This window comes from Coraliomargarita algicola (assembly GCF_033878955.1).
Classification (GTDB): domain Bacteria; phylum Verrucomicrobiota; class Verrucomicrobiia; order Opitutales; family Coraliomargaritaceae; genus Thalassobacterium; species Thalassobacterium algicola.
The window spans coordinates 4057571-4081229 of record NZ_CP138858.1 but is presented as its reverse complement, the minus strand read 5'-3'; the positions used below and the strand labels follow the sequence as shown (position 1 = coordinate 4081229).

Here is a 23659-nt window from a genome sequence, read left to right as displayed (position 1 = left end):
CGCTAGTGGCGCCTCCCGACGGCACCGAAGACCTCGCTCGCGCGAGTTCGCTACAACCGTTGACCTCCGCCGAACACAGCTCTGTAGCGATGCCACGCCAGTGGCGTCATCCCGACGCACCCGAAGACCTCGCGTTGAAAAGCAGCCGCTCGCTCCACATATTTCATTGCACAATCTAGGCATCGGAATTTGCTACTTGCCTATGAGTATTACCTCCACTCCCTACGGCACACTCCCCTCGGGTGAAGCGGTCGACCTCTTCACCCTCACGAACGCGAACGGCCTGAGCGCGGAAGTCACAAACTACGGAGCGATCCTCGTATCGCTCAATGTGCCCGACCGCGAAGGAGCACTCACCGACGTGGTGCTGGGCAAGGACTCGCTCGAGGACTATCTTGCGGGGCATCCCTGCTTCGGCTCCATCTGTGGTCGTGTGGCCGGCCGCATTGGTGGTGCGAGTTTTGAATTGGACGGTAAGACCTACCCGCTGGAAGCCAATTACGAGGGCATCAGCAATCTGCATAGCGGCCCCGAAGGCTTCCACACCATGTTGTGGAAGGCAGAAATCATCGAAGACTTTGGCGTTCAAAAACTACAGCTGCAACTCACCGATCCGGACGGCCACAACGGCTTTCCAGGCGAGGTGCACTGCACAGTCACTTACGCCCTGCTGGATAATGACGCGCTGGAGATTCACTACGAAGCCAGCAGCGACCACACCACTCCCTTCAACCCGACCAACCACAGTTACTTCAATCTGCGTGGCGAAGGCGACATTCTCGATCACAAGCTGCAAATTTTGGCTGATAGCGTGGCTACAGTCGACGAGAACTGCAGCCTGATCGGCCGCCGCGATCCTGTGGTGGCGGGCTACAACGACTACCGCGAGCCCGTGCAACTCGGCTCACTGAAGACATTGGAAGTAGGCAATGCGGATATACACTTCTTCCTCAATGAAGGTCGCACCGCTCAGGCAAAACTGGCGGCGCGAGTCATCGAGCCCGATTCTGGCCGCATAATGGAAGTGCTCACCACCGCGCCCGGCGTGCAATTCTACGCTGGCCTATCCCTCTCCGAGGAGGGCCCTGAAATTGGCAAGGGCGGCGCACACCACAAACCCATGCACGCACTGTGCTTAGAAACACAAGATTACGCGGATTCGATCCACTTCCCTGAAATGGGCAACGCGATCTTAAAGCCAGGAGAAACTTTCAAGAGCACCACGCTTTTTCGTTTTAGCGCACAGTAAAAAGCCCCCCCGGTTCAGAGAACCGAGGATACGAGCTTTGACTCCGCCCCCGGTTCAGAGAACCGAGGATACGGGCTTTGACTCCGCCCCCGGTTCAGAGAACCGAGGATACGGGCTTTGGCTCCGCCCCCCGGTTCAGAGAACTGAGCTTGCTGGAAGGCTTCGCAGGACGGATCTCGGTATGATTTGAAATAAATCGTCATAAATCTGAAAAGGAGTACTTGCATTCAGCGAACAAGCTGTTTTCTTCACAACCTTTCAAATGTGCCCAGATGGCGGAATTGGCAGACGCGCTAGACTCAAAATCTGGTTCCTTCGGGAGTGTGGGTTCGACCCCCACTCTGGGTACCATTTAAACCTCACCTCTGTGAGGTTTTTTTGTGCCCGCAAGACAGGCGCCCCGCCTGTCTCCAGCCTGTCCACCTGCTTCACGCCACAAAAAAAGGTGCCACTCCTGACGGAATGACACCTTGATAAATACTTGGATCTGAAGCTCTGCCTAGATAATCATACCAGCCGCAACAGTCTCGTTGGTCTGCTCGTCGATGAGAATGAAACTACCGCTAATGCGATTGGTCTTATAGCTATCAGCGATCAATGGTGCGGAAGTGCGTAGCGAGATACGACCGATGTCGTTGTGGTTAAAGATGAGATCGTCTTCGACCTTGTGCAAGGTGTTGATGTTCACCTTATACTTCACCTCAGTCACGATTGCTTTCACTTCTTTAGTGGTGTGACGCAAGATATACTTACCGCGCCCCGCGAGCTTCTTAGTCGAAGAGAACCAGCAAATCATCGCGTCCACATCCTGACGTGGCTCGGGTGCATTGTTAGGCTTCACTAGCATATCGCCACGCGAGATATCGATCTCGTCGTTGAGCGTAATGGCTACAGACATCGGCGCATAGGCTTCTTCCAATTCGCCATCCATAGTGTGGATCGCTTTGATGGTCGACTCGAAACCGGATGGCATGACTTTGACAGCATCGCCTGGCTTAAAGACACCGCCCGCGATACGCCCCGCGAAACCGCGGAAATCGTGCCACTTGTCAGAGTGCGGGCGAATCACCCACTGCACGGGCATACGCGCTTCGACGTGATTCTCGTCAGCACCGATGTAAACTGTCTCCAAGTGGTAGAGCATCGACGGGCCTTGATACCAAGGCATGTTCTCGGACTTATCGACGACGTTATCTCCTAGCAATGCGCTGACAGGAATGAAAGTGATCTCCACGATGTTATCGAGGCGGGAAGCAAACTTCTTAAAGTCCTCAACGATGCCGTTGTAAGTGTCCTCGCTCCAGTCGACCAAGTCCATCTTGTTGACGCAGACCACGATGTGTTGGATGCGTAGCAAGTTAGCGATAAAAGCGTGACGACAAGTTTGCTCGATGACGCCCTTACGCGCATCCACCAAAAGAATCGCAAGATTCGCAGTGGACGCACCCGTCACCATATTACGGGTGTATTGGATGTGGCCCGGCGTGTCGGCGATGATGAACTTGCGCTTGGGTGTCGCGAAGTAGCGGTAAGCCACGTCGATGGTGATACCCTGCTCGCGCTCGGAACGGAGACCGTCGGTGAGCAGTGCGAGATTGACGTTTTCGTCGCCGCGCGACTTGGAGCTCTTTTCCATGGCTTCGAGTTGATCCTCGAAGATCGCCTTGGAGTCGTAAAGGAGGCGTCCGATAAGTGTACTTTTGCCGTCGTCGACGGAACCCGCGGTGGTGAACCGCAAGAGATCCATGTCAAGATAGCCGGCTGATGATTCTGATTCGCTCATGATAGAAATTGGTAATGAATGATAAATGATGACTGATTCTGAATGGGGCGCTAAAGCAACCCCACTACGCTTTGTATTCTTAAGCGTCGCTTAAAAATACCCTTCTTTTTTGCGATCTTCCATCGCGGTCTCAGAGCGTTTGTCATCGGCACGTGTGCCACGCTCGGTTTGGCGAGCGGCAGCGACTTCGTCGATGATATCGTCGAGTGTCGCCGCGGTAGAAAGCGCCGCGCCGGTGCAGGTCGCATCCCCGATAGTGCGGAAGCGCACAGTCATCTTTTTAACATTGGCCTTCTCTTCAGGGAGCAGCTCCATGAAGTCAGTCACTCCCATCACCACACCGTTGCGCACGAAACACTCGCGCTCGTGTGAGAAGTAGAGATTAGGCAGTTCGATGTTTTCCAGCTTGATGTATTGCCAGATGTCCATCTCCGTCCAGTTCGAGAGCGGGAAGACGCGGAAGTGCTCGCCGTGTTGCTTGCGACCGTTGAAAATATTCCAGAGCTCAGGGCGCTGATTCTTAGGGTCCCACTGACCGAAAGCATCGCGGTGCGAGAAGAAGCGCTCCTTGGCGCGTGCTTTTTCCTCGTCGCGACGGCCACCACCAAGTGCGGCATCGTATTGACCTTCTTCCAGGCCTTCGAGCAAGGCGACAGTTTGTAGACCGTTGCGGCTGGCGTAAGGACCCGTTTCTTCGACAACTTTGCCCTCGTCGATTGCTTTTTGCACCGACGCGACATGTAGTTCAGCGCCGATTTCTTCGACGAACTTATCACGGAAGTCCATCGTTTCAGGAAAGTTATGCCCCGTGTCCACGTGCAAGAGTGGAAACGGAAGTTTCGCTGGCCAAAAGGCCTTCTTTGCCAAGTAGGCCATCACGATGGAATCTTTACCACCAGAGAAAAGGAGAACAGGTTTCTCAAACTGAGCAGCAGTCTCACGAAGGATGTAGATCGCTTCGGATTCCAGCTGTTTGAGGTGAGTGATTGTGTAGTCTTTAGCCATACTTAAAAGAATTAAAAATTAGGAATTAGGATGTAGCCCGAAAATGGTGCCTCGATCGAGAGAGGAATTAAGAGTTTTTGATGAGAGGAAGGACTTTTTCCAGCAGCTGGTTCAGCGACTCCTCTTCGGTTTGGTTATCGGTGGTAATCGTCCAATCAGGATCACCCGCTACAGGCGCTTCAAAAGAGGAATCCTTACCGGTGAAATTTTTAACTCCGCCCGCGGCAGCTTTGGCATAGAGCCCTTTCACGTCGCGCTCTGCGCAAGTCTCGAAGGAGGCTTCAACATACACGGGGGTGATATCGTCCACGCCCACGATCTCACGGGCAGCAGCGCGCAGTTCCCGCTTAGGCGTGATAAAAGAGGTAAAGACGACGATGCCCGCATCCAGGAAAAGACGTGTCACTTCAGCGATGCGTCGGATGTTTTCCTGGCGATCTGCATCGGAAAAACCGAGGTCACTGTTGAGGCCACTACGAATATTATCGCCATCCAAAATTTTGGTGATGAAGCCCTGCTCTGCCAGTTTGCGCTCCAGTGCGTTGGCCAAAGTGCTCTTGCCCGAGCCAGACAGCCCGTAAAACCAAAATACATGCCCGCGCTGCTTCAGCTGCGCCTCCTTGGCGTCGCGCCCTAGCATGCGGTGAAATTCAGTATGGATGTTTTCAGGTGTGGACATAAATGAAGCCGCCATGTAAGCGGGTGTGATTAAAATGTAAATGCGTTTTCTTTAACTTAGGTTGTTGAGTCAAGAACCTAATAAAAGAAATTTAATACCACAAATACCAAAATTCCGCAGCGACGTAACGCCAGTCACGTCCAAGCGAACGCACCCAACCGCAAAAGACGCCGCTCGCGCGGCATCGCTACACCAATTATCGGCACACGATTCCGTAGCGACGTGACGCCAGTCACGTCATTTCTTTTCCGGACGCATCGCTAGACTCACCACTTCTTTATCGAAGTAATTGCGATCCATACCAGCATTCACCACCAAGCCTTGCCCATTAATGCCACTGGAAGCGGGGCTCAGTAAAAAGACCGCAGTGTTAGCCACTTCTTGCGTGGTCAGGTTCTGCTTACGAAAGGTCAATTTCTCAGCGTAGAGGTAGCTCTCCAAATAGCCAGGAATCCCAGCCGAAGCGCTGGTCTTGAGCGGGCCCGCGTTGACGGTATTGAAGCGCACCCGCGTGTCAGCACCAAAGGACTTGGCCAAATTATACGAAGAAGTTTCCAGGGCCGCCTTAATCGGAGCCATGTAGCCATAATTCTCAGCGGTCACATCGGTGGACGAAATGCCGATCGACACCACAGAAGCATCGTTGTTGAGGTGCGGCTTAAAGGCGCTAGCGACTTCCACCAAAGAGAACGCGGAGATCGCAGTGGCTTGCAGGAAATCCTTACGCACGGTATCGTGAAAGGGCTTAAAGCCCTCGGAGTAATTGGCAAATGCGATCGAGTGCACGATACCGTCAAGCGTGCCGTAGTCGGCCGCGACTTGTTCGGCTAACGCGGTGATCTGCTCGGGAAATTCCACATCGCAGATGTAGGCCTTCCGATCGCCGAGCAGCTTTTGCAAGCTCTCCAAGCGCGCTTCGGAACGCACACTGTGGATGACCTCAGCGCCCGCCTCTTCCAGCGATTTAGTGATCGCCCACGCGACGCTCTTACGATTGGCCACCCCCATCACGAGGAAGCGTTTATTTTCTAGGTTTAAGAAACTCATATTATTTCCCCTCCCCCTCGACCATCGCCAGCGCGAACTTAATGGTCATAGCTGGCTTGCCGCCCTTGAGCACTTTGGCCTTCATAAAGAAGAAACGGCTCACGGTCTCGTCCATCGTCACCTCAATGGTGATTTCGTCACCTGGCTTCACCATTTGCTTGAAACGCGCATCGCTAATGCGCGAGAGCACAGGTGTGACATCATTGAGTGAGCGGCCCTCTTTTTCGATCTGCTTAGCAAGATAAATTGCGCCGGTCTGGAAGCAGGCCTCGCAGAGCAAGACACCGGGCATAATGGGATTGCCGGGATAGTGCCCCTCAAACTGCGGCTCCTCCATACGAATGGTGCGCTTACAGGTGGCGCCGTCCTCGCGAACTTCGACGATCTCGTCGATAAAGAGAAACGGTGGGCGGTGTGGGATTGTGCGTAAAATTTCGTCCATGCGAGAGAGTGAATGTCTAAACTGAAGAAATGCACGCCTGAAGAACCGCCGACTTAAATTTTCCGATGCCTTCAATCAACCAACGGCGTAACAATATCCCGCCAATGCTAGTATTTTGCCTAAATGCTCTATTGCGCCCAATCAGGTAAGTTGCCCAAAACGATTTCAAAAACTGGTATAAACAAAAAGTAGAGGCAGAGAGGAATCAAAATAATGCCAATGATATTGAGCGCGAAGCCCGAACGCACCATCTGCGGGATCGTCACATGTCCCGAGCCGAAAACAATCGCATTCGGAGGCGTGGCGACCGGCAACATAAAGGCACAAGACGCCGCCAGCGCGGCAGGTGCCAAGAGAATCAACGGACTCTGCCCCAGACCAATTGCAATGCCAGCCAACACAGGCATCAACATCGTAGAAGTCGCCGTGTTCGAAGTCAGTTCAGTCAAGAAAATGACCAAGGCAGTCACACAAAGCACCACCACGAAAATCGGAAGGTTTTCAAAGATGGTAATCTGTCCCACAATAAAACTAGCCAAGCCCGAGACCTGAAAGCCCTCCGCCAGGGCGAGGCCGCCTCCAAACAAAATCAAGACGCCCCATGGCAATTTCGCCGCCCATTCCCAATCCATCACAAAGATACGTTTACTGAATTGCACAGGAATGACGAAGAGTATCAGCGCCCCCGCGATAGCGATGCTTGCATCTTTAATCATTCCTGGCTCAGGGAATAAAGCTGCCAACTGAGGACGAAAAATCCATCCACACGAAGTCAGAGAAAAGACAAACAAGGTCCAGCGTTCGCCCGCCTGCATCTTCCCCATCTCCTTAAGCTCTGCATCAATCACCTGCTTCGCATTAGGGATCTCCACACCCGGCATCGGATTCGCGACACGGGTGAGCCAAATCCAGACTAATGGAAGAAAGACACAAACAAGGGGCACGCCCACCATCAACCATTTGGCAAATGTGATCTCGTAGTCGTAGGTTTTGGCCAAATAGCTCGCCAACACGGTATTCGGTGGAGTTCCTATCAACGTTGCAATGCCACCAATCGATGCCGCATAGGCAATGCCCAACATCAAGTTAAGTGAAAGCGCACGCATACCTGCTTCACGATTTTCACGCCCCGAGGCCTTCACCTCAGCAAACATTTGCTGCACCACAGCCATACCTATCGGTAACATCATCACAGTGGTCGCGGTATTGGACACAAATGCCGACAGCAAAGCAGTCGCTAACATAAAACCAAAAACCAATCGTCCCGGTGAAAATCCCGTCACTCGGATCACATGCAGGGCAATACGTCGATGCAAGTCCCAACGCTGCATAGCCAAAGCAATGATGAATCCACCCATGAATAAGAAGATCAAGTGATTGGCATAGCCCGAAGTCGCTTGTCCCGTCGACATCACCCCTAACAAAGGAAACAACATAATGGGCAGCAAACTCGTCGCAGGAATTGGAATCGCTTCACTGATCCACCAAGTTGCCATTAATAGTGTCACAGCCGCCACCCGTTGCGCTTCCCACGACATACCCTCTGGTGTAGGTAGCAGCAACATGATCAAAAACGCCAGAGGGCCGACGACTAAACCGACTCTCTGCCGCATGCCGAACTCACGTGAATGATCATCCGAGTCGCGCTCAGCATCTTGTTGCACACGGTAGTGTTGCTCCGCCGGCGAAGCTTCGAGCACTCCGGAGAGATCTTCATTATCCTTGGGGTCGTGGGGCATAGTAGTCAGGGCAGAGGGTGTGAGACTCATGTAGTTTCGTGATCAGTTTAAGGTCGAGCAGAAAAACGGCCCCAGAACTAGAGTTCTTCAAACTGCTGAAGACGCCCTAAACACGGATCAAGCGAAACACTGACTGATATTCTAAATAGGCGAATGCTCGGGGACTAAGCCCCAGCGCCTGATGAAAGACTCTGCAACGCCAATAACTTTTGCTTCAGCACTTCCGCATTGATCGGCTTGGTGATATAATCACAAAAGCCTTGCTCCAAATACTTCGTCTCATCATCGCACATGGCATTCGCCGTTTGCGCGATAATTTTGGCATTACTATCAAGTTTCAGAATTTCAGCAGCGGCCTCTTCACCATTCATCACTGGCATACGGATATCCATAAGAATGGCATCGAAGCCGCCTTGAGACCTCACCATTTCAACAGCTTCCTGACCATCGCTCGCCATCACGAAATCGACCCCGATTCGGCTCAACAATGCACTAAAGAATGCTTGGTTCATCTTGTCGTCTTCGACCACAAGCAGTTTCAGCTTTTTAATCGCCTTTTCATCCACATCAACCACTGGCTCGACTGGCTCAGGAGCAGCGATCAGCGGCTGCTCATAAGGGATGCGAAAACTAAAGGTCGATCCTTCGCCAAGTTTCGATTCGACATGCATGCTGCCTCCCATCAGGTGAACGATTCCACGGGATAGGGACAGCCCAAGGCCCGTGCCCTCGTAATTCTTAACCATATCTTCCAGGTGCTCGAAGCGCTCAAAGATGACCTCCATTCGATCCTCAGAAATCCCAATCCCCTGATCTTGAACAAAAAATTCGATACTGTCTCCCAGCTGCCTATATCCAAACTCGATCACACCCTCATCTGAGAACTTCAAGGCATTGCTCAGAAGATTGATCAACACCTGTTGCAAGCGATGTGCATCCGTCTCAATGATGATATCCCTGACTTCTGGAGAGACCGTTTCTTTGAACTCGATCTGCTCCTTATTCTTTCTTCGCTTGAGGTTATCAAAGGTCGTTTTCAGAGAATCGATCACATTGGAGAGTTTGCATTCTTTCATCTCCAGTTTCAGTTCACCGGCCTCGATCTGAGAGAGGTTGATGATATCATCGATAAGACGGAGCAATTGATCCGAGCAGCTCTGAATGATATCGAGATATTCATGCCTCATTTTCAGTTCCAAGGAATCATCGCGCAGAATTTCTGAAAAACCGACGATCCCATTGAGCGGCGTCCGGATTTCATGGCTCATATTCGCTAGAAATTGATCCTTATAGATCGCGGCCGTATCAGCCGCCTTGATGGCCTCCTTGAGCTTACCTTCAGCAGCTTTCTCATCGGTGATGTCTGCGATAACACCGATATAACTGAGAACATTGCCAGCCCTGTCTCTTTCAAAGACGCACTTTACAGAGCGACACCAGATAGTCACTCCGTCTTTCCTATGATACTTAAAATCGTATTGAGACTGCTGTCCACCCTTAATGACTTCATCCAAATGCGCCTGATAGGCCTCATGATCATCCGGGTGGACACACATGAGTAATTGTCGACGCCCAAGACGTTCCACCTCTTCAGGCGTAAAACCTAGAATCTTGGAAAACTGATCGTTGAAATACTGATAGCGATCTTCCTTGTGATTGGACACAAAAATACCGACTGGCGATAGTTCATTCACCCGATCCAGGAACTGCTTTTGTGCAATCAGTTCATCCCGAAGTTTCACTCTCTCAGTGATATTCTGCGCGACACCTCGCAAAGAAATCGCTCGCTTATTTGCGTCGTATTCGACTGCCCCCCGAGCCCAAATCCAAACTTCCTCACCGCTCGCCGTGGTCAGATCGAGCTCAATTTCATAGGGCTCTCCGGTGGCGCGTGTGTGCTCAATCGCCTGGGTCAAGCGCAGCCAGGAATCTTTACTGAAAAAGCCCTCCTGAGCTTCATAAGACGGCGGCGTGCTGCCGGGTTCGAGCCCGAACATTTTAAATAATTCATCCGTCCACAGAATCACACCATTCTCGAGGTTAAAACTCCAGCTGCCCAGCTGGGCAATTCCTTGTGCGAGTGCCAACTCTTCATGACTTTCAGAAAGTGCTTTTTCCTTTGATTTCAGCTCGGTGATATCAATGAATGTAATCACGACTCCATCGATCATTTTATCAATGGTAATGAAAGGGCTGATACGACATAAGAAATGCCGATCCGAGGAATCAACGACTTCCATTTCGGAGCTTTTCAACTCATCCAATGCCTCGACCGAACGCGCGAGTATCGCATTTTTCACCTGCTCACCAAACGAACTTGAAAAACCATGAATCGAGCGGCTAATATCTTTATCCGTCAAAGAGAAGTGATGCGTCAAAGGCTTAGTATATTTCCGAATTTTGAGCTCACGATCCAAAAAGAGAGTTCCAATCTCAGTACTCTCGAACAGATTGTTCATGTCGTTATTAATTTCATGCAGCTCCTGGTTCTTCTCCTGCAACTCGGAGTTAACCGTGTAAAGCTCTTCATTAACCGACTGAAGTTCTTCGTTGGTGCTCTGCAATTCTTCATTTGAAGCCATCAATTCCTCGTTCGAGGACTGTAGCTCTTCATTACTCGTTTCAAGCTCTTCGACTACATTCTGCAACTCGACCTTCGTCGTGCTGAGCTCTGCCTCCAAATCATCGATACGTTGCTGTGACACTTCATCCAGCGGGACATTATCAATCACACTGACATCGTTGACCGGGACAGTTTCATCGCTGAAATGTATCAGGTAGATTTCGGCAATCTGCCCCTGAACTTTCACCTTACTGATGGTCAGATCCAAAGAAATCGAGCGGCTGTGCTTCTTCGTCGTCACCTTATTGATACGGACGTCGACCCCCGTCTTAATCACCTTGCGGATGCTACTTCTTATGATCGTCCCCAATTCGGGACTGAGCATCTCCAACAGGTTATTTTTGAAAGCCCCCTCTCTGTGCTGCAACAGTTCACCAGCGTCCCCTTTGATGAATAGTATATTATACTCTTTATCAATGAATACAGAGGATGGGCTAAAACGCTTACTTAGATATTTATAAAAGCCAGTATCAGGATTATCCCGGTAACGGTATTGAGGATCGGCGGATTCCCGTAGCCCTAACTCACGCGTAACCGAGTTCGGGAAGACATCATCCCGCAATCGACTCGGCACCTGCTTGGTTTCCACGATTGAGCGAAATATCTTATTCTTCGAATCCACCTCTTCAAAGAACTTGGACTGCTCCCCTAAAGACTCACTGCTCCCCAAGAATAAATATCCATTATAATTAAGAGAGAATTGGAAATCCTGAAAGACCTTGTCCTGAAGATCATTATTAAGATAGATCAAAAGATTCCGACAACTAATTAGGTCGATCGAAATAAAAGGAGGATCCTGGCTAAGATTGTGTTTTGAAAAAACAATGCGATCACGAATCCGTTTAATGATTTGCAGGCGATCTCCTTGTTTGACGAAATACTCCTCCAAATACTCCTTCGAAATTTCATTTGATATATTGACGTGGTAACTCCCCTCGCTCGCCCGAATTAAGGCATTTCCATCAATATCCGTCGCAAATATTTTATACTCGGTATTCAGACGATTCTTACGAATGTAATCATCAAAAAGCATGGCGAGCGAATAGACCTCTTCGCCAGTCGAACACCCGGCCACCCAGATGCGAATCGGACTCCCCTCCGCCGGCCGCGAAGAAACCAGATCTGGGATCACCTTCTGCTTTATCAGCTTAAAAGCCTCTGTATCTCGAAAGAAGCGAGTGACTCCGATGAGGAAATCCTGCTTCAAAATGTCCACCTCTTTTCGGTGAGACCTCATAAAACTCAGGTATTCATAGAGATTCACGCTATTATGAGCATTCATCCGCTTCTCTAGCCGCCGCAGCAAAGTGTTACTCTTGTATTGGCGAAAGTCGATACCGCTCTCCTTATGGATCTCCTCCAAGATCTGTAGGTAGACGATATCATTGGATTTATTACCCTGATCCTCATGCTCCGCATTGAGGCGGATGCGCTCACCGGGGAATTTTTTCAGAATTTCGGCAATGTCGCCCGGCGTCATCACAAAATCCACCGAATTGGTAGAAATCGCGGAGTTCGGCATGCCATCAAACTGAGCCGACCTGGGGTCTTGCACGATCACAGTGCCCCCCGCCTCCTTAATGGTTTTGATGCCACGCGAACCGTCTGAACCAGTCCCGGACAAGATCACGCCAATGGAACGTTCCTTATGTTCTTCGCCCAATGTGTGAAAAAAGATATCAATCGGCAGGTTCAGATTATGCTTCGGTCCTTTATCGAGTAAGTAGAGACGGTTCCCCTTAACGTGCAGATTCTTATTTCGCTGGTTTAAATAAATGCAGTTCGGCAGGATTTCCTGTTTATCCTCCGCGGTAAAAATCTGCATATTAGTATGCTTTGCCAACAGCTCCGGCATCAGACTCTTAAAATCCGGCGATAGATGCTGCACCACCACGAATGCTAGATCCGTATCATCAGAGAAATGATCGAATAATTTTTGAATGGCATCCAAGCCCCCGGCAGATGCGCCAATTCCAACAATATATAAGTTCTTCTCTGCCATTACGTAAAATTATAGTCCGCTCGAATAGGCTTCCAGCCTAAAACCCTTATGCACCAAATGTCTAATGCAAATGATTGCTAGCACTAATACCAAATAATCCGGAAAAAAACTTAAGTCATTGTCAAATTCTAGAGATCGCTCATGAAGCGGGTTTCCAAGATGCTGATCGCAAACGACCAGGCGCACATCCATAAGATTGCCTAAAGGCACGCGAAAACGACGAAAAGCTCTCATAGCCACAGTCCAAGGCAATCTCGCCAACTTTGAGATGCGAAGTCGTCAGTAAATGCCGCGCACGATGCATCCGCATACGCTGCAGTAATTTCAAAGGCGTGATTTTAAGATGTCGCGCCACAGTCCGTTCTAGAGTCGAAAGCGACATGTTCGCCTTCCTCGCCATGGCCTCTACCGTCACCCCAGCAGTCAAATGCTCACGCGCATAGCTGACGATTAAAGATAAATCTACATATTCCGCAGGCAGATCCCCGAGCGCCACCATTGGCTGGCTCATACCATAAGTGCCCGCCACCGCTCCACTCACGTCTACATAAGGAAATTTGCTGGTCGCATGCCAGACCACTTCACCATCAGCACTCATCACCAACTCTGGCTTATTGATAATCGCTTGCTGCGTCTTGAGCACAGTAAAATCATCGTCCATATAAACATCGGCGAGCTCGTTAAAGAACCAGTCACTGTCTTTCGTGCCTATAATAGCCGCGCGCGATGCCTGCGCCTGCTCGGCCAAGTTTCGATTCACCCACACAAAGCAGCCCGCACGGTCTTTCACCCAGAAAGACACATGATCGATTAAGTCCCAAAGTCTGCGGTCGGCAAATGCAGTTAAATCCATATCGTGACGAATACTGCACAATTATGGATGACTGAGAGCATTGTCAATTCCAGCATTTCAGCTATAATGCCCACCTATGAGTCGAAAAGTTACCCTCTTTACCGGCCAGTGGGCTGACCTGCCGCTGGATGACCTACTTCCCCTCGTCAAAAAAATGGGCTACGATGGTGTGGAACTCGCCTGCTGGGGCGACCATTTCGAAGTCGCACGTGCCCTGAAAGAAGACGGCTACATCGCCTCGATTTGGGAGAAGTTACAAGCCAACGGCCTGAGCTGCTACGCCCTCTCCAATCACTTGGTGGGCCAAGCGGTCTGCGATCGTATCGACGAACGTCACCAGGCGATTCTCTCGCCAGAGATCTGGGGCGACGGCGATCCAGAGGGCGTGCGCCAACGTGCGGCCGAAGAAATGAAGGCCACTGCACGCGCTGCGCGTAAGTTCTTTGACGCTCGCCCGGACGAATCCGTGATCGCCCCGGTCGTGAATGGCTTCACGGGCTCCTCCATCTGGCACGCGCTGTATGCCTTCCCGCCCACCTCGCAGGCGTATTTAGAAAAAGGATACCAAGACTTCGCCGAGCGCTGGATTCCGATCCTGGACGTTTTCGAAGAGGTCGACGTCAATTTCGCACTCGAAGTGCACCCCACCGAAATCGCCTTTGACATCGCCTCCTCCGAACGTGCACTGGCCGCGGTCAATGGGCACCAGCGCTTTGGTTTCAACTACGACCCCAGCCACCTCGGCTATCAGGGCGTGGATTACGTAAAATTCATTCGTCAATTTGCTGACCGCATCTACCACGCGCACATGAAGGACGCCTGGTGGGGCCACGGCGATGGCACAGTTGGCGTCTTCGGTGGCCACACCGATTTCACCGATGCACGTCGCCACTGGGACTTCCGTTCGCTCGGTCACGGTGACATTCAGTTTGAAGACATCATCGTTGCGCTCAACGACATCGGCTACGCCGGCCCACTCTCGGTGGAATGGGAAGACGGCCGCATGGATCGCATCCATGGCGGCACCGAAGCCGCTGCCTTCGTCAAGAAGCTCGACTTCAAGCCCAATGCCATCGCCTTCGACGCCGCCTTTGACAAAAAGAATCAGTAACTATGACACTTAATCGTAAAATCCGCATGGGCATGGTCGGTGGCGGCCAAGGTGCCTTCATTGGCGCCATCCACCGCATCGCCGCTGGCATTGATGGTCAAATCGAACTCGTCTGCGGCGCCTTCAGCTCCGACGCCGAACGCGCACTCGCCTCGGGCAAAGAACTTTTCCTACCAGAGGCGCGTTGCTACAGCGACTTCGAAACAATGATGAGCGCCGAGGCACAACTGCCCGAAGGCGAGCGTATGGACTTCGTCGCCATCGTCACGCCCAACCACGTGCACTTCCCCGTGGCCAAGGCGGCCTTGGAAGCTGGCTTCCATGTGCTCTCCGACAAGCCAGCCACACTCAACTTGGCGGAAGCCAAAGAACTGGCCCAAATCGTTGCCCGAACAGGCCTCAAGTATGGGCTCACCCACAATTATACAGGCTACCCCATGGTCCAACAGGCCCGCGAAATGGTCCAGAGCGGTCAACTCGGAAAATTGCGCAAGGTGGTAGTCGAATACCCACAAGGCTGGCTGGCCACTCCGATCGAGCAAGACGGTCAAAAGCAAGCCACATGGCGCACCGATCCCAAACGCTCGGGCGCCGCAGGCTGTATCGGTGACATCGGCACCCACGCCGAGAATCTGGCCGAGTTCATTACCGGCCTACAAATTAAAGAACTCGCCGCCGACCTCACCGCCTTTGTCGATGGACGCCTATTGGACGACGACGGCAACATCTTACTCCGCTTCGAAGGGGGCGCCAAGGGCATCCTGCACGCCTCACAGATTTCAGCCGGCGAGGAAAACGCGCTCAACATCCGCATCTACGGTGAAACGGGCGGCCTGGAATGGCATCAAATGGAGCCGAACACGCTGCTAGTCAAACACCTGGATGCGCCCACCCAAATCTATCGCACCGGTGGTGGCTATTTAGGCGAAAGCGCCACCGCTCACAGCCGCACCCCAGCGGGCCATCCGGAAGGTTACCTCGAAGCATTCGCCAATATTTATCGCAACTTCGCTGCCGACATCGCAGCAGAGCTCTCTGGTGCTGAGGCTCCAGCCTACGCCAAAGAATATCCTAGCATCCAAGACGGTGTTCGCGGCATGGCCTTTATCGAGGCAGTCGTCCAGAGCTCTCAGAACAATGCAGCCTGGACTCCGTTGAGCATCTAAACTGCCTAATAACGAGGCATCGCAATCGATGGATGTCTGCCTCAATCCAGGCAGACATCCGATCTCCTCGAGTCTGACGGCGCTGGCTTGACAAGCCAGACCTGCTCGCGAATCTGAAGACATGCGCTTTCTCATTACCGCTCTTCTTTGCAGCCTCTTCGCAGGCTGTGCCTCCACGCCCCGCCAGCCAATCACCTCTGTCAACATCGAGGAGATCAAGCCCCGCTACATAGAAACGGAGTCGTTTAAGCGTATCAGCGAATATATGTCGGGCAAAGAAAACCTCGGGGATCGTGTGGTTCTGCGCACACAGCCCCAAGAGCGTGCGGGTTACTATTTTACCTTAATTCTGGACACTGATGTGCGACGGCTGCCTGCAGGCACCGTCGTTGTGGGCGAGTTCTACACCAAGAAGTCGGTTGAAAAACAAAGCCACGAATTCACATTGCCTAACAAACGCCCCACTACCAAAGAGATCTTTGTCGGCCTGACAGGTGAAGATTGGCCCGAAGATAGTGGCGTGCCAGCCGCCTGGAAGTTCAGCCTGAAAGATGCCAACGGCCAGCAACTCGGAGAAAAACAAAGCTACCTCTGGAGCCTTTAGGGCCAACGAGTCTTAACGGATTGAACGCATCGGCACCAATTCGATGAGCGTCATTTCGGTGGGGCAATTAAAGCGTATCGGCGGCAGACTATGTTGACGGTTCGAACCTGCCCCCGCAGAGACATTTAAATAAGGAATGCCCACTCGGCGGAAGCCTTGCGCCCACTCCTTGGGCACTTCGCTATCGATCACCAGGGGCCCATAAAAGGGCAACTTCACTTGTCCCCCATGCGTATGCCCTGCCAGGCACAAGTCAATCGGTGCTTCAGCCACCGAGAGCGCATAGTCAGGCGCGTGCCCAAACAATATCCGAAAATCATTAGGGTCCGACTTTTCGAGCCATTGCTCCACCGAGCGCATCGCCCACTCGCCCGACTTAGACTGATACAGGCTCAAACCATGCAAATTAATTACCCCCGAGCCGACCCCAATTCGCTGCTCACGTGAAGAAAGCATAACCAAGGGCTTCAAGGCCTCCGGCTGATAGCGATACAGTTCACGTTCCGTATCCCCAAACACTGCATACGTGCCCAAGCGCGGATTCACTCGTTTAATCAAGGCATGCAACTTCGGCCATTCACTCTCAAAAGTAGCCGGTGGCACGACTTGCAAGAAATCTCCGGTATTAATAATTAAATCCGGCTGCAAACTCTCGATTTGATCAAAAATTGCCTCCTGATACTCCCCGATAGAACCAGCTTGAATATCCGCAATATGCAGAATCCGCACCGATTGATCCAACTTCGGCGTTTCCAAGCGCACATGCCGCACCACTAAGCGTTCCGGCTCCACATAGGTCACATAATAGCGTAAGGCGAAAAGATCCAGCCCGAGAAAGGCATAAAGTCCAGCCACCCAAATCAACGAACGCCGCGAGCTGGTCCATGTCACTGCCAAGCCTAAGCACAGTGCCGCCACCACCAACAAAATTACCGGCAACTCAAACAAGTTAAAATCATAGGCTTGGTGAATAATGGTAAAATTCGGCGCCAACATCCCTTCCTGAATGTAGAGATAATTACGCCAGGCCACATAGAGCACGATCCCTAAGCCCAACAAAGCCGCCCACTTCCAAATATGCCCCCCACGCGAACGTGAGGCCAGATCCGTCATTCCCAATTCCAAATCCGTCATAATACCGCCTGCCTCCGAAGCATCAATCGTAGACTAAACGGTATCAAGGCCAGGGCCCCGAGGAAGCAACAGAGCGTCAACTCCACTGGCGCACGAAAACCACTGCGCATCGCTTTTTGATATATCATTACGCCCATAAACAAATTGATTATCTGTAAATTGCAGAACAGCACAAGAAAGGCAATCGGATGCTTCGCAAAGCTGCGTGCGGCCTCATAGCTCGCAGTCGAAACCACTTCCGGCAGCAGCGCCGCTTGATACGACTTCCACATTAACAACACCAACACCACAGTATACAGTGGCACCACAATCCAGGGCTGCGCCAGTCGACGCACATAACGTGCCTGGGGAAACACGATCATCGCAATCCAACATGGAGCCGTCATCAATGTGATCAGCAAAAACGCCGCATCCAAATCGCGTGCACCCACTAACTCGATTAACCAAATAGGCATGAATCAAAAGTCAGGATTCAAAAAACAGTAGTCAGAAATTTAACCAGAGCCCCTTAAACGACATTAAAAAGCTAAACGGCTGTGATTTTAGTATACGCTTCAATATAGCGCTCCAAGGTGCCAGCAAGCACCCGCTCTGGCAACGCGGGCGGCGGTGGCGTCTTGTCCCAATCCAGCGACTCTAAATAATCGCGCACAAACTGTTTGTCGTAGGAAGGCTGCGCACCGCCAGGCGCATAGCCCTCTTTCGGCCAATAGCGCGAGGAGTCAGGCGTGAGAATTTCATCAATTAGATATAGCTTTCCCTGCGCATCCGTTCCGAACTCAAACTTCGTATCTGCCAGTATGATATCCGCCGCGTCCGCACGCTCCACGCCCATATTATAAAGCGCGAGGCTCAGGTCATGCACACGCTGGAAGAGATCTTCGCCAATTAGCTTAGCCGCATCCGCACAATCAATCGGCATGTCATGCCCACTGGCCGCCTTCGTAGTCGGCGTAAAGACAGGCTTGGGCAAACGACTGCTCTCCTGCAAATCCGCTGGCATGCTATACTCGAAGAGCTTACCCGACTCCCGGTAGGCCTTCCACCCCGAACCCGACAAATATCCGCGCACCACCGCCTCAATCGGCAGCGGCGTCAGCTTCTTAACAATCATACTACGGTACTGCAGCTCTGGGTATGTTTTACCCAGTTCAGCAATGCGTGCATCATGGTCATCCACCAAATGATGCGGTGTCACCGCCCCAGCCCGCGCGAACCAATAGAGACTAATCTGTGTCAGTAAAATGCCCTTACCGGCCAAGCCTTCATTCATGACCACGTCAAAGGCCGACACACGGTCGGTCGCCACCATGAGCAGCGCGTCCCCCATATCGAAAACTTCGCGCACTTTTCCTGCCGCCACCAGCGGATAGGGCAAGCCCTCCACCTTCTGGAGTGCTTGCTTGGGCATTGGAAACGGTAAATTAATATCAGCCATAGCCATTAGATGAGTACCGAAAGCGCTGCGCGCAAACGGATTTTATCGGCAAAATAAGAAAAAATATAAATTTTCAAAAAAAGGCTTGCACAGAGTAACTCGAAACATAGCTTCCGTGACTTCTCCTCCCTCCCGTTCGTCTAGCCCGGTCTAGGACACCTGGTTTTCATCCAGGCAACAGGGGTTCGAATCCCCTACGGGAGGCCATTTTTAGGCCCTTCGGTTTAATCACCGAAGGGCTTTTTAATCATTTATCTCCCGTTCGTCTAGCCCGGTCTAGGACACCTGGTTTTCATCCAGGCAACAGGGGTTCGAATCCCCTACGGGAGGCCATTTTAAAGCCCTTCGGTTTAATTACCGAGGGGCTTTTTAATATCTAAATACCCAAACAAGGGGATGAAGAACCCAGGGGTTCGACGTAAGGAACGAAGCGACTGAAGATGGGGCAACCGCCCGGCCGCAGCTCGAAGAGCGAAGGCGGAAGGTTGATCGCGAAGCGATGCCGCTCGCGGCACCAATCCCCTACGGGAGGCCATTTTATGGTCTTTAAACGGCTTTGCTACTTAGATGTAGCAAAGCCGTTTTTTTTTTTGCCAACACCCTCTCCCACAAATCATAGCAAACACTCCGGGACGAGCACAGGGCCGAACTAGCTGCGAAATGTGAATGCCTTGTAAATATCAAAGCCTCCAAGCTATCCCACTTGACAAAAAACACTTCACGAAGCACCCAAATAGTTCTACCAAAATCACATACGTTGATCATTTTCATGATTTTATAGAACTCACGACAACGAGCAGAGCACTCTCCGCCACGATTGGTGTGAATTTCCTTCAACTTTAATATTTCCATCACTATGACTCAGCTATTGGATGCTCCAAAGTCCGCCACAAACAGTGCGGCAGAACTAAATATTGAAATGAAAAAAGTAATCGTCATCGAAGACCAAACAATCATGCGCGACCTCATATGTCAGCTGGTTGAAAGCTATGAAAACATGGAGATCATAGCGCAATCGGGCGACGGAGCTGAAGGCTATGAGCTCTGCCTCGAACATATGCCCGACTTGGTCATCCTCGACATCATGCTCCCGAATTTAAATGGCAGCGAAGTGCTACGCCGATTGAAAGCGAAAAACCCCAAGATCAACATCCTGGTATTCTCTGCAGCCTCGTCCAACTCCATGGTCAATCGCCTACTCAAGTCCGGCGTCACTGGCTACATCGAAAAAGATGCGGGCCTCGCTGAGTTGGAAAAAGCGATCGACCTCGTGGCCGACGGGCGCTCCTACTTCAGCCCACGCGTGGTCGATGCGATGCGCGAACTCATGGTCAGCGGTGGTCAAGATGATTCACTGGAATCGCTCACCACCCGCGAGCGCGAGATCGTACAACTGATCGCCGAAAGTTACAGCAACAAAGAGATCGCCGCCAAACTTGGAATGAGCGTGCGCACCGCAGATACGCACCGCACAAACATCATGAAGAAACTCGATCTCCACGACGTCGCTGCACTCACTCGCTGGGCGATTGCCAATAAACTAGTCGACCCCGCAGGCGGCGACATGAGCACGGCCGAACTCTAGCAATTAGTCCCGCAGTTAGAGCCGTCAGCCCACGCCTGCTTTCACTTTCGAGTCGCAGCGAGCGCGGCAGGATTGACTTCGGCGGCTGTGGCCTTTGCATGCACCCCGTATGGGTAATTCTTTTGGCACACTATTTCGTATTTCCACTTGGGGCGAGAGCCACGGCGGAGGCATCGGCGTTGTAATCGACGGCTGCCCGCCGCGTCTGCCTCTATCGGTCGAAGAAATACAATTCGAACTCGATCGTCGCCGTCCAGGACAGAGTGAAATCACCACCCCGCGCAAGGAAAGCGACACCGCAGAGATGGTATCCGGCATCTACGAAGGTCAAACAACGGGCACTCCGATTGGCATCTACGTGCCCAATGGTGACCACCGCCCCTCCGCCTACGCGGAAATGAAGGATAAGTTCCGCCCCTCACACGCGGACTTCACCTACCAAACCAAATTTGGCATTCGCAACCATGAAGGCGGCGGACGCTCCTCAGCCCGCGAAACCATCGGTCGTGTGGCCGCGGGGGCCATCGCCAAGAAGATCCTCAAGCTCGCGGGCGACATCGAAGTGCGCGCTTACATCACCCGCGTGCACGACATCGAAATGCCCGCCCTGGATCATTTCCCAAGCCTCGAAGAAGTCGAAGCCAGCCCCGTGCGCTGCCCTCACCCCGCGACAGCCGAACTAATGGTCGAGCGCATCAAAGCCATGCGCAACGAAGGCGACTCCGTCGGCGGCGTCATTGAATGCCGGGTCCGCAACCTACCCGTCGGCCTCGGCGTGCCCGTCTTTGACCGGCTCGAAGCTGACATGGCCAAGGCCATGCTCTCCATCCCCGCAACTAAGGGCTTCGAAATCGGCAGCGGCTTCGACGGCTCCCGCATGCAGGGCTCCGAGCACAACGATATTTTCATCAATAAAGATGGCAAAGTCGGCACCGCCACCAACCGCTCCGGCGGTGTGCAAGGCGGCATCAGCAATGGCGAAGAACTCGTCTTTCGCATCGCCTTCAAACCGACTGCGACCCTCATTCAAAAGCAGGCCACCGTCGACAAGGACGGCAAGGAAACCGAGCTCATGGGCCGCGGTCGCCACGACCCCTGCGTCGTGCCACGCGCCGTACCAATCGTCGAGTCGATGGCCGCACTGGTCCTTGTCGACCACTGGATGCGCCACAAAGCGCAATGCCAAAGCTTCGATTTCGAAAGCAAATAAAAGTCCTCTAGTCCCAGCTCTCTGGTTTCAGCTCTCAAGTCCACAGCCCGCAATATGTCCGACGCAGCACCACTCGTTTATTTAGTCCTTGGCATCCCGAACTCAGGGCGCCGCGAAGTCATTTTCGACCTGATCGAAGGTGGCATTCCTAACAGCGAGCAAGTGCTCTACTTCCGCCCCGAAGGCGAAGCGGCCTGCACGCACGACGAGCAGATCGAAGCACTGGACAACGTCAATGTCGTGAGCTGGAAGCTCAAAGACAGCAAAGTCACCCATGGCAAAATAACCGCCGCGCCCGAAAAGATCATTTTCTTAGCGCCCGGACTCAGCGATCCCGCCGACTGTGCGGAAGCCATCAAAGCGTGGACTGACCACAATCATTGCCAAATCGCGCGCGTGCTCACGGTGGTGCACTGCCACTTTCTCTCCGAGCAGACCGTCGCCAAGGCCTGGTTTGACGCCTGCATCCACTTCTCAGACGTCGTCTTACTCAACCGCCGCGAAGAAGCTGGCAACAAGTGGGTCAAAGATTTCGAAACCTCGTATAAAAAGGCCTGTAACCCGGCCCGCTTCATCATGGTGAAAAAAGGTCGCGTCAGCAATCCCGCTGAAGTGCTCGATCCCGAACCACGCCGCGTTTCGCTCTACTTCGATGAACTGATCCCCATTGAAGACGACGAGTTCGAAGACGAGCACCAGCCCGACGACCTCAAGCCCGACATGTATATCGAGCGCCTAGAGAGCGGCCAGCGCGCCAAACCGATCCCCGAGATCGGGAAATTCCTCAAGTAGAAAACGATTCCTCCCGGTGACGCACAGCTGAACATGGTGGCGTGTCCGCTCGCGGACGCCGGTCTGCCCAACTTGCACGCGCTCCAGCCAAACAAAGGCAGGCTCCACTCTCCACTGCGCGCGCCACGCGCTACGCCATTTCTTTTTCAATCGTGGTCAAGCGGTGCTGCTTTTGTCCAAGCTTCGGGATACAGGCAATCAAGGCCTTGGTATAAGGGTGCTGCGGATCGCTCAAGACCGCATCCACGGCGCCCTGCTCGACGATGTCACCACGATACATCACGATCACTTCGTCGGCGAAGCCTTTGACGATGCCAAAATTGTGAGTGATCAATATGATACTCATGCCGAGCTTCGCCCGCAATTCACGTAGCAGCTGCATAATCTGCGCTTGAATCGTCACATCAAGCGCGGTGGTGGGCTCATCCGCCACCAATAGATCTGGCTCGCAGGCGAGCGCCATAGCGATCATCACACGTTGCTGCATGCCGCCGCTCATTTCATGCGGATACGCCTTGTAGCGCTTGGCGGCATCACGAATCCCAACCAACTCTAGTAACTCCACGACACGCCCCTTGACATCTTCAAGATCTGGACGATGGAGTTTGACCGCCTCCGCGATTTGATAGCCGACAGTGAAAACAGGATTCAGCGAAGAAGAAGCTTCTTGGAAAATATAAGCGATCCCCCGGCCACGCACCTGACGAATCGCGTCGGCATTCATCTGCAGCACATCTTGGCCCTTAAACAAAATCCCCCCGCTCACCGTGCAACTGGGCGCCGTCGGTAAAAGTTGAGTCAAAGCCATGCAGCTAACACTCTTGCCGCTACCGCTCTCGCCTAAGATCGCCACCGTCTGCCCGCCTGCCTGCACCGTAAAGTCGATGCCGTGCACCACTTCGTTGGTCTCGCCACGCGAGTGAAAAGCGATTCGTAGGTCGGAGACTTTGAGCAGATCGGTCATACCAAGAATATTGAACATCGAACGTCCAACGTTCAACATCGAATGGGACTTTCATCCCGGGCGCGATCAGGACGCCTCGTCGAGACTCCCGACACTCAAAAACCTCGAATGCTTCAGCGAAGCAAAACGGGGTCTAAAGAACCCCGCTACGTTCTACCGCCTAAGCTTCATTCAATGTTCAGCGTTCGATGTTCGCGTCTTACGTAGCCGAGTGCTTCAGCCTCGGTTTCCGC

The 23659-nt window shown here is 52.4% G+C and carries 20 protein-coding genes and 3 tRNA genes; 11 read left to right on the top strand and 12 right to left on the bottom strand.

The window, feature by feature from the left end:
- Nucleotides 1-5 precede the first annotated feature (5 nt).
- The 3 genes from SH580_RS16850 (at nucleotide 6) to SH580_RS16840 (ending at nucleotide 1600) form a co-directional block, all read left to right on the top strand.
- The gene (locus SH580_RS16850) at nucleotides 6-179 is read left to right on the top strand and encodes a hypothetical protein (RefSeq protein ID WP_319831991.1); all 174 of its coding nucleotides are present in this window, start codon (nucleotides 6-8) and stop codon (nucleotides 177-179) included.
- A gap of 23 nt (nucleotides 180-202) precedes the next feature.
- The gene (locus SH580_RS16845) at nucleotides 203-1249 is read left to right on the top strand and encodes an aldose epimerase family protein (protein WP_319831990.1); all 1047 of its coding nucleotides are present in this window, start codon (nucleotides 203-205) and stop codon (nucleotides 1247-1249) included.
- 266 nt (nucleotides 1250-1515) lie between these two features.
- A tRNA-Leu gene (locus SH580_RS16840) sits at nucleotides 1516-1600 on the top strand.
- 148 nt (nucleotides 1601-1748) lie between these two features.
- Here the strand turns inward: SH580_RS16840 and SH580_RS16835 are convergent.
- The 8 genes from SH580_RS16835 to SH580_RS16800 all read right to left on the bottom strand — a co-directional run bounded on the left by SH580_RS16835 (nucleotide 1749) and on the right by SH580_RS16800 (nucleotide 13422).
- On the bottom strand, nucleotides 1749-3032 hold the full coding sequence (locus SH580_RS16835) for a sulfate adenylyltransferase subunit 1 (RefSeq protein WP_308951787.1): 1284 nt from the start codon (nucleotides 3030-3032) through the stop codon (nucleotides 1749-1751).
- Between the two features lie 90 nt (nucleotides 3033-3122).
- On the bottom strand, nucleotides 3123-4037 hold the full coding sequence (gene cysD, locus SH580_RS16830) for a sulfate adenylyltransferase subunit CysD (protein WP_308984090.1): 915 nt from the start codon (nucleotides 4035-4037) through the stop codon (nucleotides 3123-3125).
- A gap of 67 nt (nucleotides 4038-4104) precedes the next feature.
- Nucleotides 4105-4716 carry an adenylyl-sulfate kinase gene (gene cysC / locus SH580_RS16825; RefSeq protein WP_319831989.1) on the bottom strand — a complete coding sequence of 204 codons (612 nt, stop codon included), beginning with the start codon at nucleotides 4714-4716 and terminating at the stop codon, nucleotides 4105-4107.
- A 237-nt stretch (nucleotides 4717-4953) separates the two neighbouring features.
- On the bottom strand, nucleotides 4954-5763 hold the full coding sequence (locus SH580_RS16820) for an enoyl-ACP reductase FabI (protein WP_319831988.1): 810 nt from the start codon (nucleotides 5761-5763) through the stop codon (nucleotides 4954-4956).
- A gap of 1 nt (nucleotide 5764) precedes the next feature.
- Nucleotides 5765-6205: a 3-hydroxyacyl-ACP dehydratase FabZ family protein gene (locus SH580_RS16815; protein WP_308951781.1), complete on the bottom strand. Its 441-nt coding sequence runs from the start codon at nucleotides 6203-6205 to the stop codon at nucleotides 5765-5767.
- A gap of 128 nt (nucleotides 6206-6333) precedes the next feature.
- Entirely contained in the window at nucleotides 6334-7974 is a 1641-nt protein-coding gene (locus SH580_RS16810) for an SLC13 family permease (RefSeq protein ID WP_319831987.1), read from the bottom strand.
- A 134-nt stretch (nucleotides 7975-8108) separates the two neighbouring features.
- Complete coding sequence (locus tag SH580_RS16805) at nucleotides 8109-12569, bottom strand: chemotaxis protein CheB (protein ID WP_319831986.1); 4461 nt, start codon at nucleotides 12567-12569, stop codon at nucleotides 8109-8111.
- A gap of 139 nt (nucleotides 12570-12708) precedes the next feature.
- Nucleotides 12709-13422, bottom strand: a complete 714-nt coding sequence (locus SH580_RS16800; RefSeq protein ID WP_319831985.1) for a helix-turn-helix domain-containing protein — start codon at nucleotides 13420-13422, stop codon at nucleotides 12709-12711.
- Between the two features lie 76 nt (nucleotides 13423-13498).
- Between SH580_RS16800 and SH580_RS16795 the strand changes: the two genes are divergently transcribed.
- The 3 genes from SH580_RS16795 (at nucleotide 13499) to SH580_RS16785 (ending at nucleotide 16303) form a co-directional block, all read left to right on the top strand.
- Complete coding sequence (locus tag SH580_RS16795) at nucleotides 13499-14533, top strand: sugar phosphate isomerase/epimerase family protein (RefSeq protein WP_319831984.1); 1035 nt, start codon at nucleotides 13499-13501, stop codon at nucleotides 14531-14533.
- 2 nt (nucleotides 14534-14535) lie between these two features.
- On the top strand, nucleotides 14536-15699 hold the full coding sequence (locus tag SH580_RS16790; RefSeq protein ID WP_319831983.1) for a Gfo/Idh/MocA family protein: 1164 nt from the start codon (nucleotides 14536-14538) through the stop codon (nucleotides 15697-15699).
- Between the two features lie 121 nt (nucleotides 15700-15820).
- Complete coding sequence (locus tag SH580_RS16785) at nucleotides 15821-16303, top strand: hypothetical protein (RefSeq protein WP_319831982.1); 483 nt, start codon at nucleotides 15821-15823, stop codon at nucleotides 16301-16303.
- Between the two features lie 12 nt (nucleotides 16304-16315).
- On the opposite strand, the gene SH580_RS16780 is transcribed toward SH580_RS16785, so the two are convergent.
- From SH580_RS16780 to SH580_RS16770, 3 genes are all read right to left on the bottom strand, one after another.
- Nucleotides 16316-17437, bottom strand: a complete 1122-nt coding sequence (locus SH580_RS16780; protein ID WP_319831981.1) for a metallophosphoesterase — start codon at nucleotides 17435-17437, stop codon at nucleotides 16316-16318.
- Entirely contained in the window at nucleotides 17434-17892 is a 459-nt protein-coding gene (locus tag SH580_RS16775) for an abscisic acid-deficient protein Aba4 family protein (RefSeq protein ID WP_319831980.1), read from the bottom strand. The genes SH580_RS16780 and SH580_RS16775 overlap by 4 nt, the downstream gene beginning before the upstream one ends.
- Nucleotides 17893-17963: 71 nt before the next feature.
- Nucleotides 17964-18848: a phosphoribosylaminoimidazolesuccinocarboxamide synthase gene (locus tag SH580_RS16770; protein WP_319831979.1), complete on the bottom strand. Its 885-nt coding sequence runs from the start codon at nucleotides 18846-18848 to the stop codon at nucleotides 17964-17966.
- A 156-nt stretch (nucleotides 18849-19004) separates the two neighbouring features.
- Between SH580_RS16770 and SH580_RS16765 the strand changes: the two genes are divergently transcribed.
- From SH580_RS16765 to SH580_RS16745, 5 genes are all read left to right on the top strand, one after another.
- Nucleotides 19005-19082: transfer RNA gene (locus SH580_RS16765), tRNA-Glu, on the top strand.
- 48 nt (nucleotides 19083-19130) lie between these two features.
- A tRNA-Glu gene (locus SH580_RS16760) sits at nucleotides 19131-19208 on the top strand.
- A gap of 523 nt (nucleotides 19209-19731) precedes the next feature.
- Nucleotides 19732-20460, top strand: a complete 729-nt coding sequence (locus SH580_RS16755; RefSeq protein ID WP_319831978.1) for a response regulator — start codon at nucleotides 19732-19734, stop codon at nucleotides 20458-20460.
- A 109-nt stretch (nucleotides 20461-20569) separates the two neighbouring features.
- Complete coding sequence (gene aroC, locus SH580_RS16750) at nucleotides 20570-21670, top strand: chorismate synthase (protein WP_319831977.1); 1101 nt, start codon at nucleotides 20570-20572, stop codon at nucleotides 21668-21670.
- Nucleotides 21671-21724: 54 nt separating this feature from the next.
- On the top strand, nucleotides 21725-22462 hold the full coding sequence (locus tag SH580_RS16745) for a GTP-binding protein (protein WP_308952497.1): 738 nt from the start codon (nucleotides 21725-21727) through the stop codon (nucleotides 22460-22462).
- A gap of 130 nt (nucleotides 22463-22592) precedes the next feature.
- Here the strand turns inward: SH580_RS16745 and SH580_RS16740 are convergent, their stop codons facing one another.
- Nucleotides 22593-23465, bottom strand: coding sequence for an ABC transporter ATP-binding protein (locus tag SH580_RS16740; RefSeq protein ID WP_308952496.1), 873 nt, complete (start codon nucleotides 23463-23465; stop codon nucleotides 22593-22595).
- Nucleotides 23466-23659 lie beyond the last annotated feature (194 nt).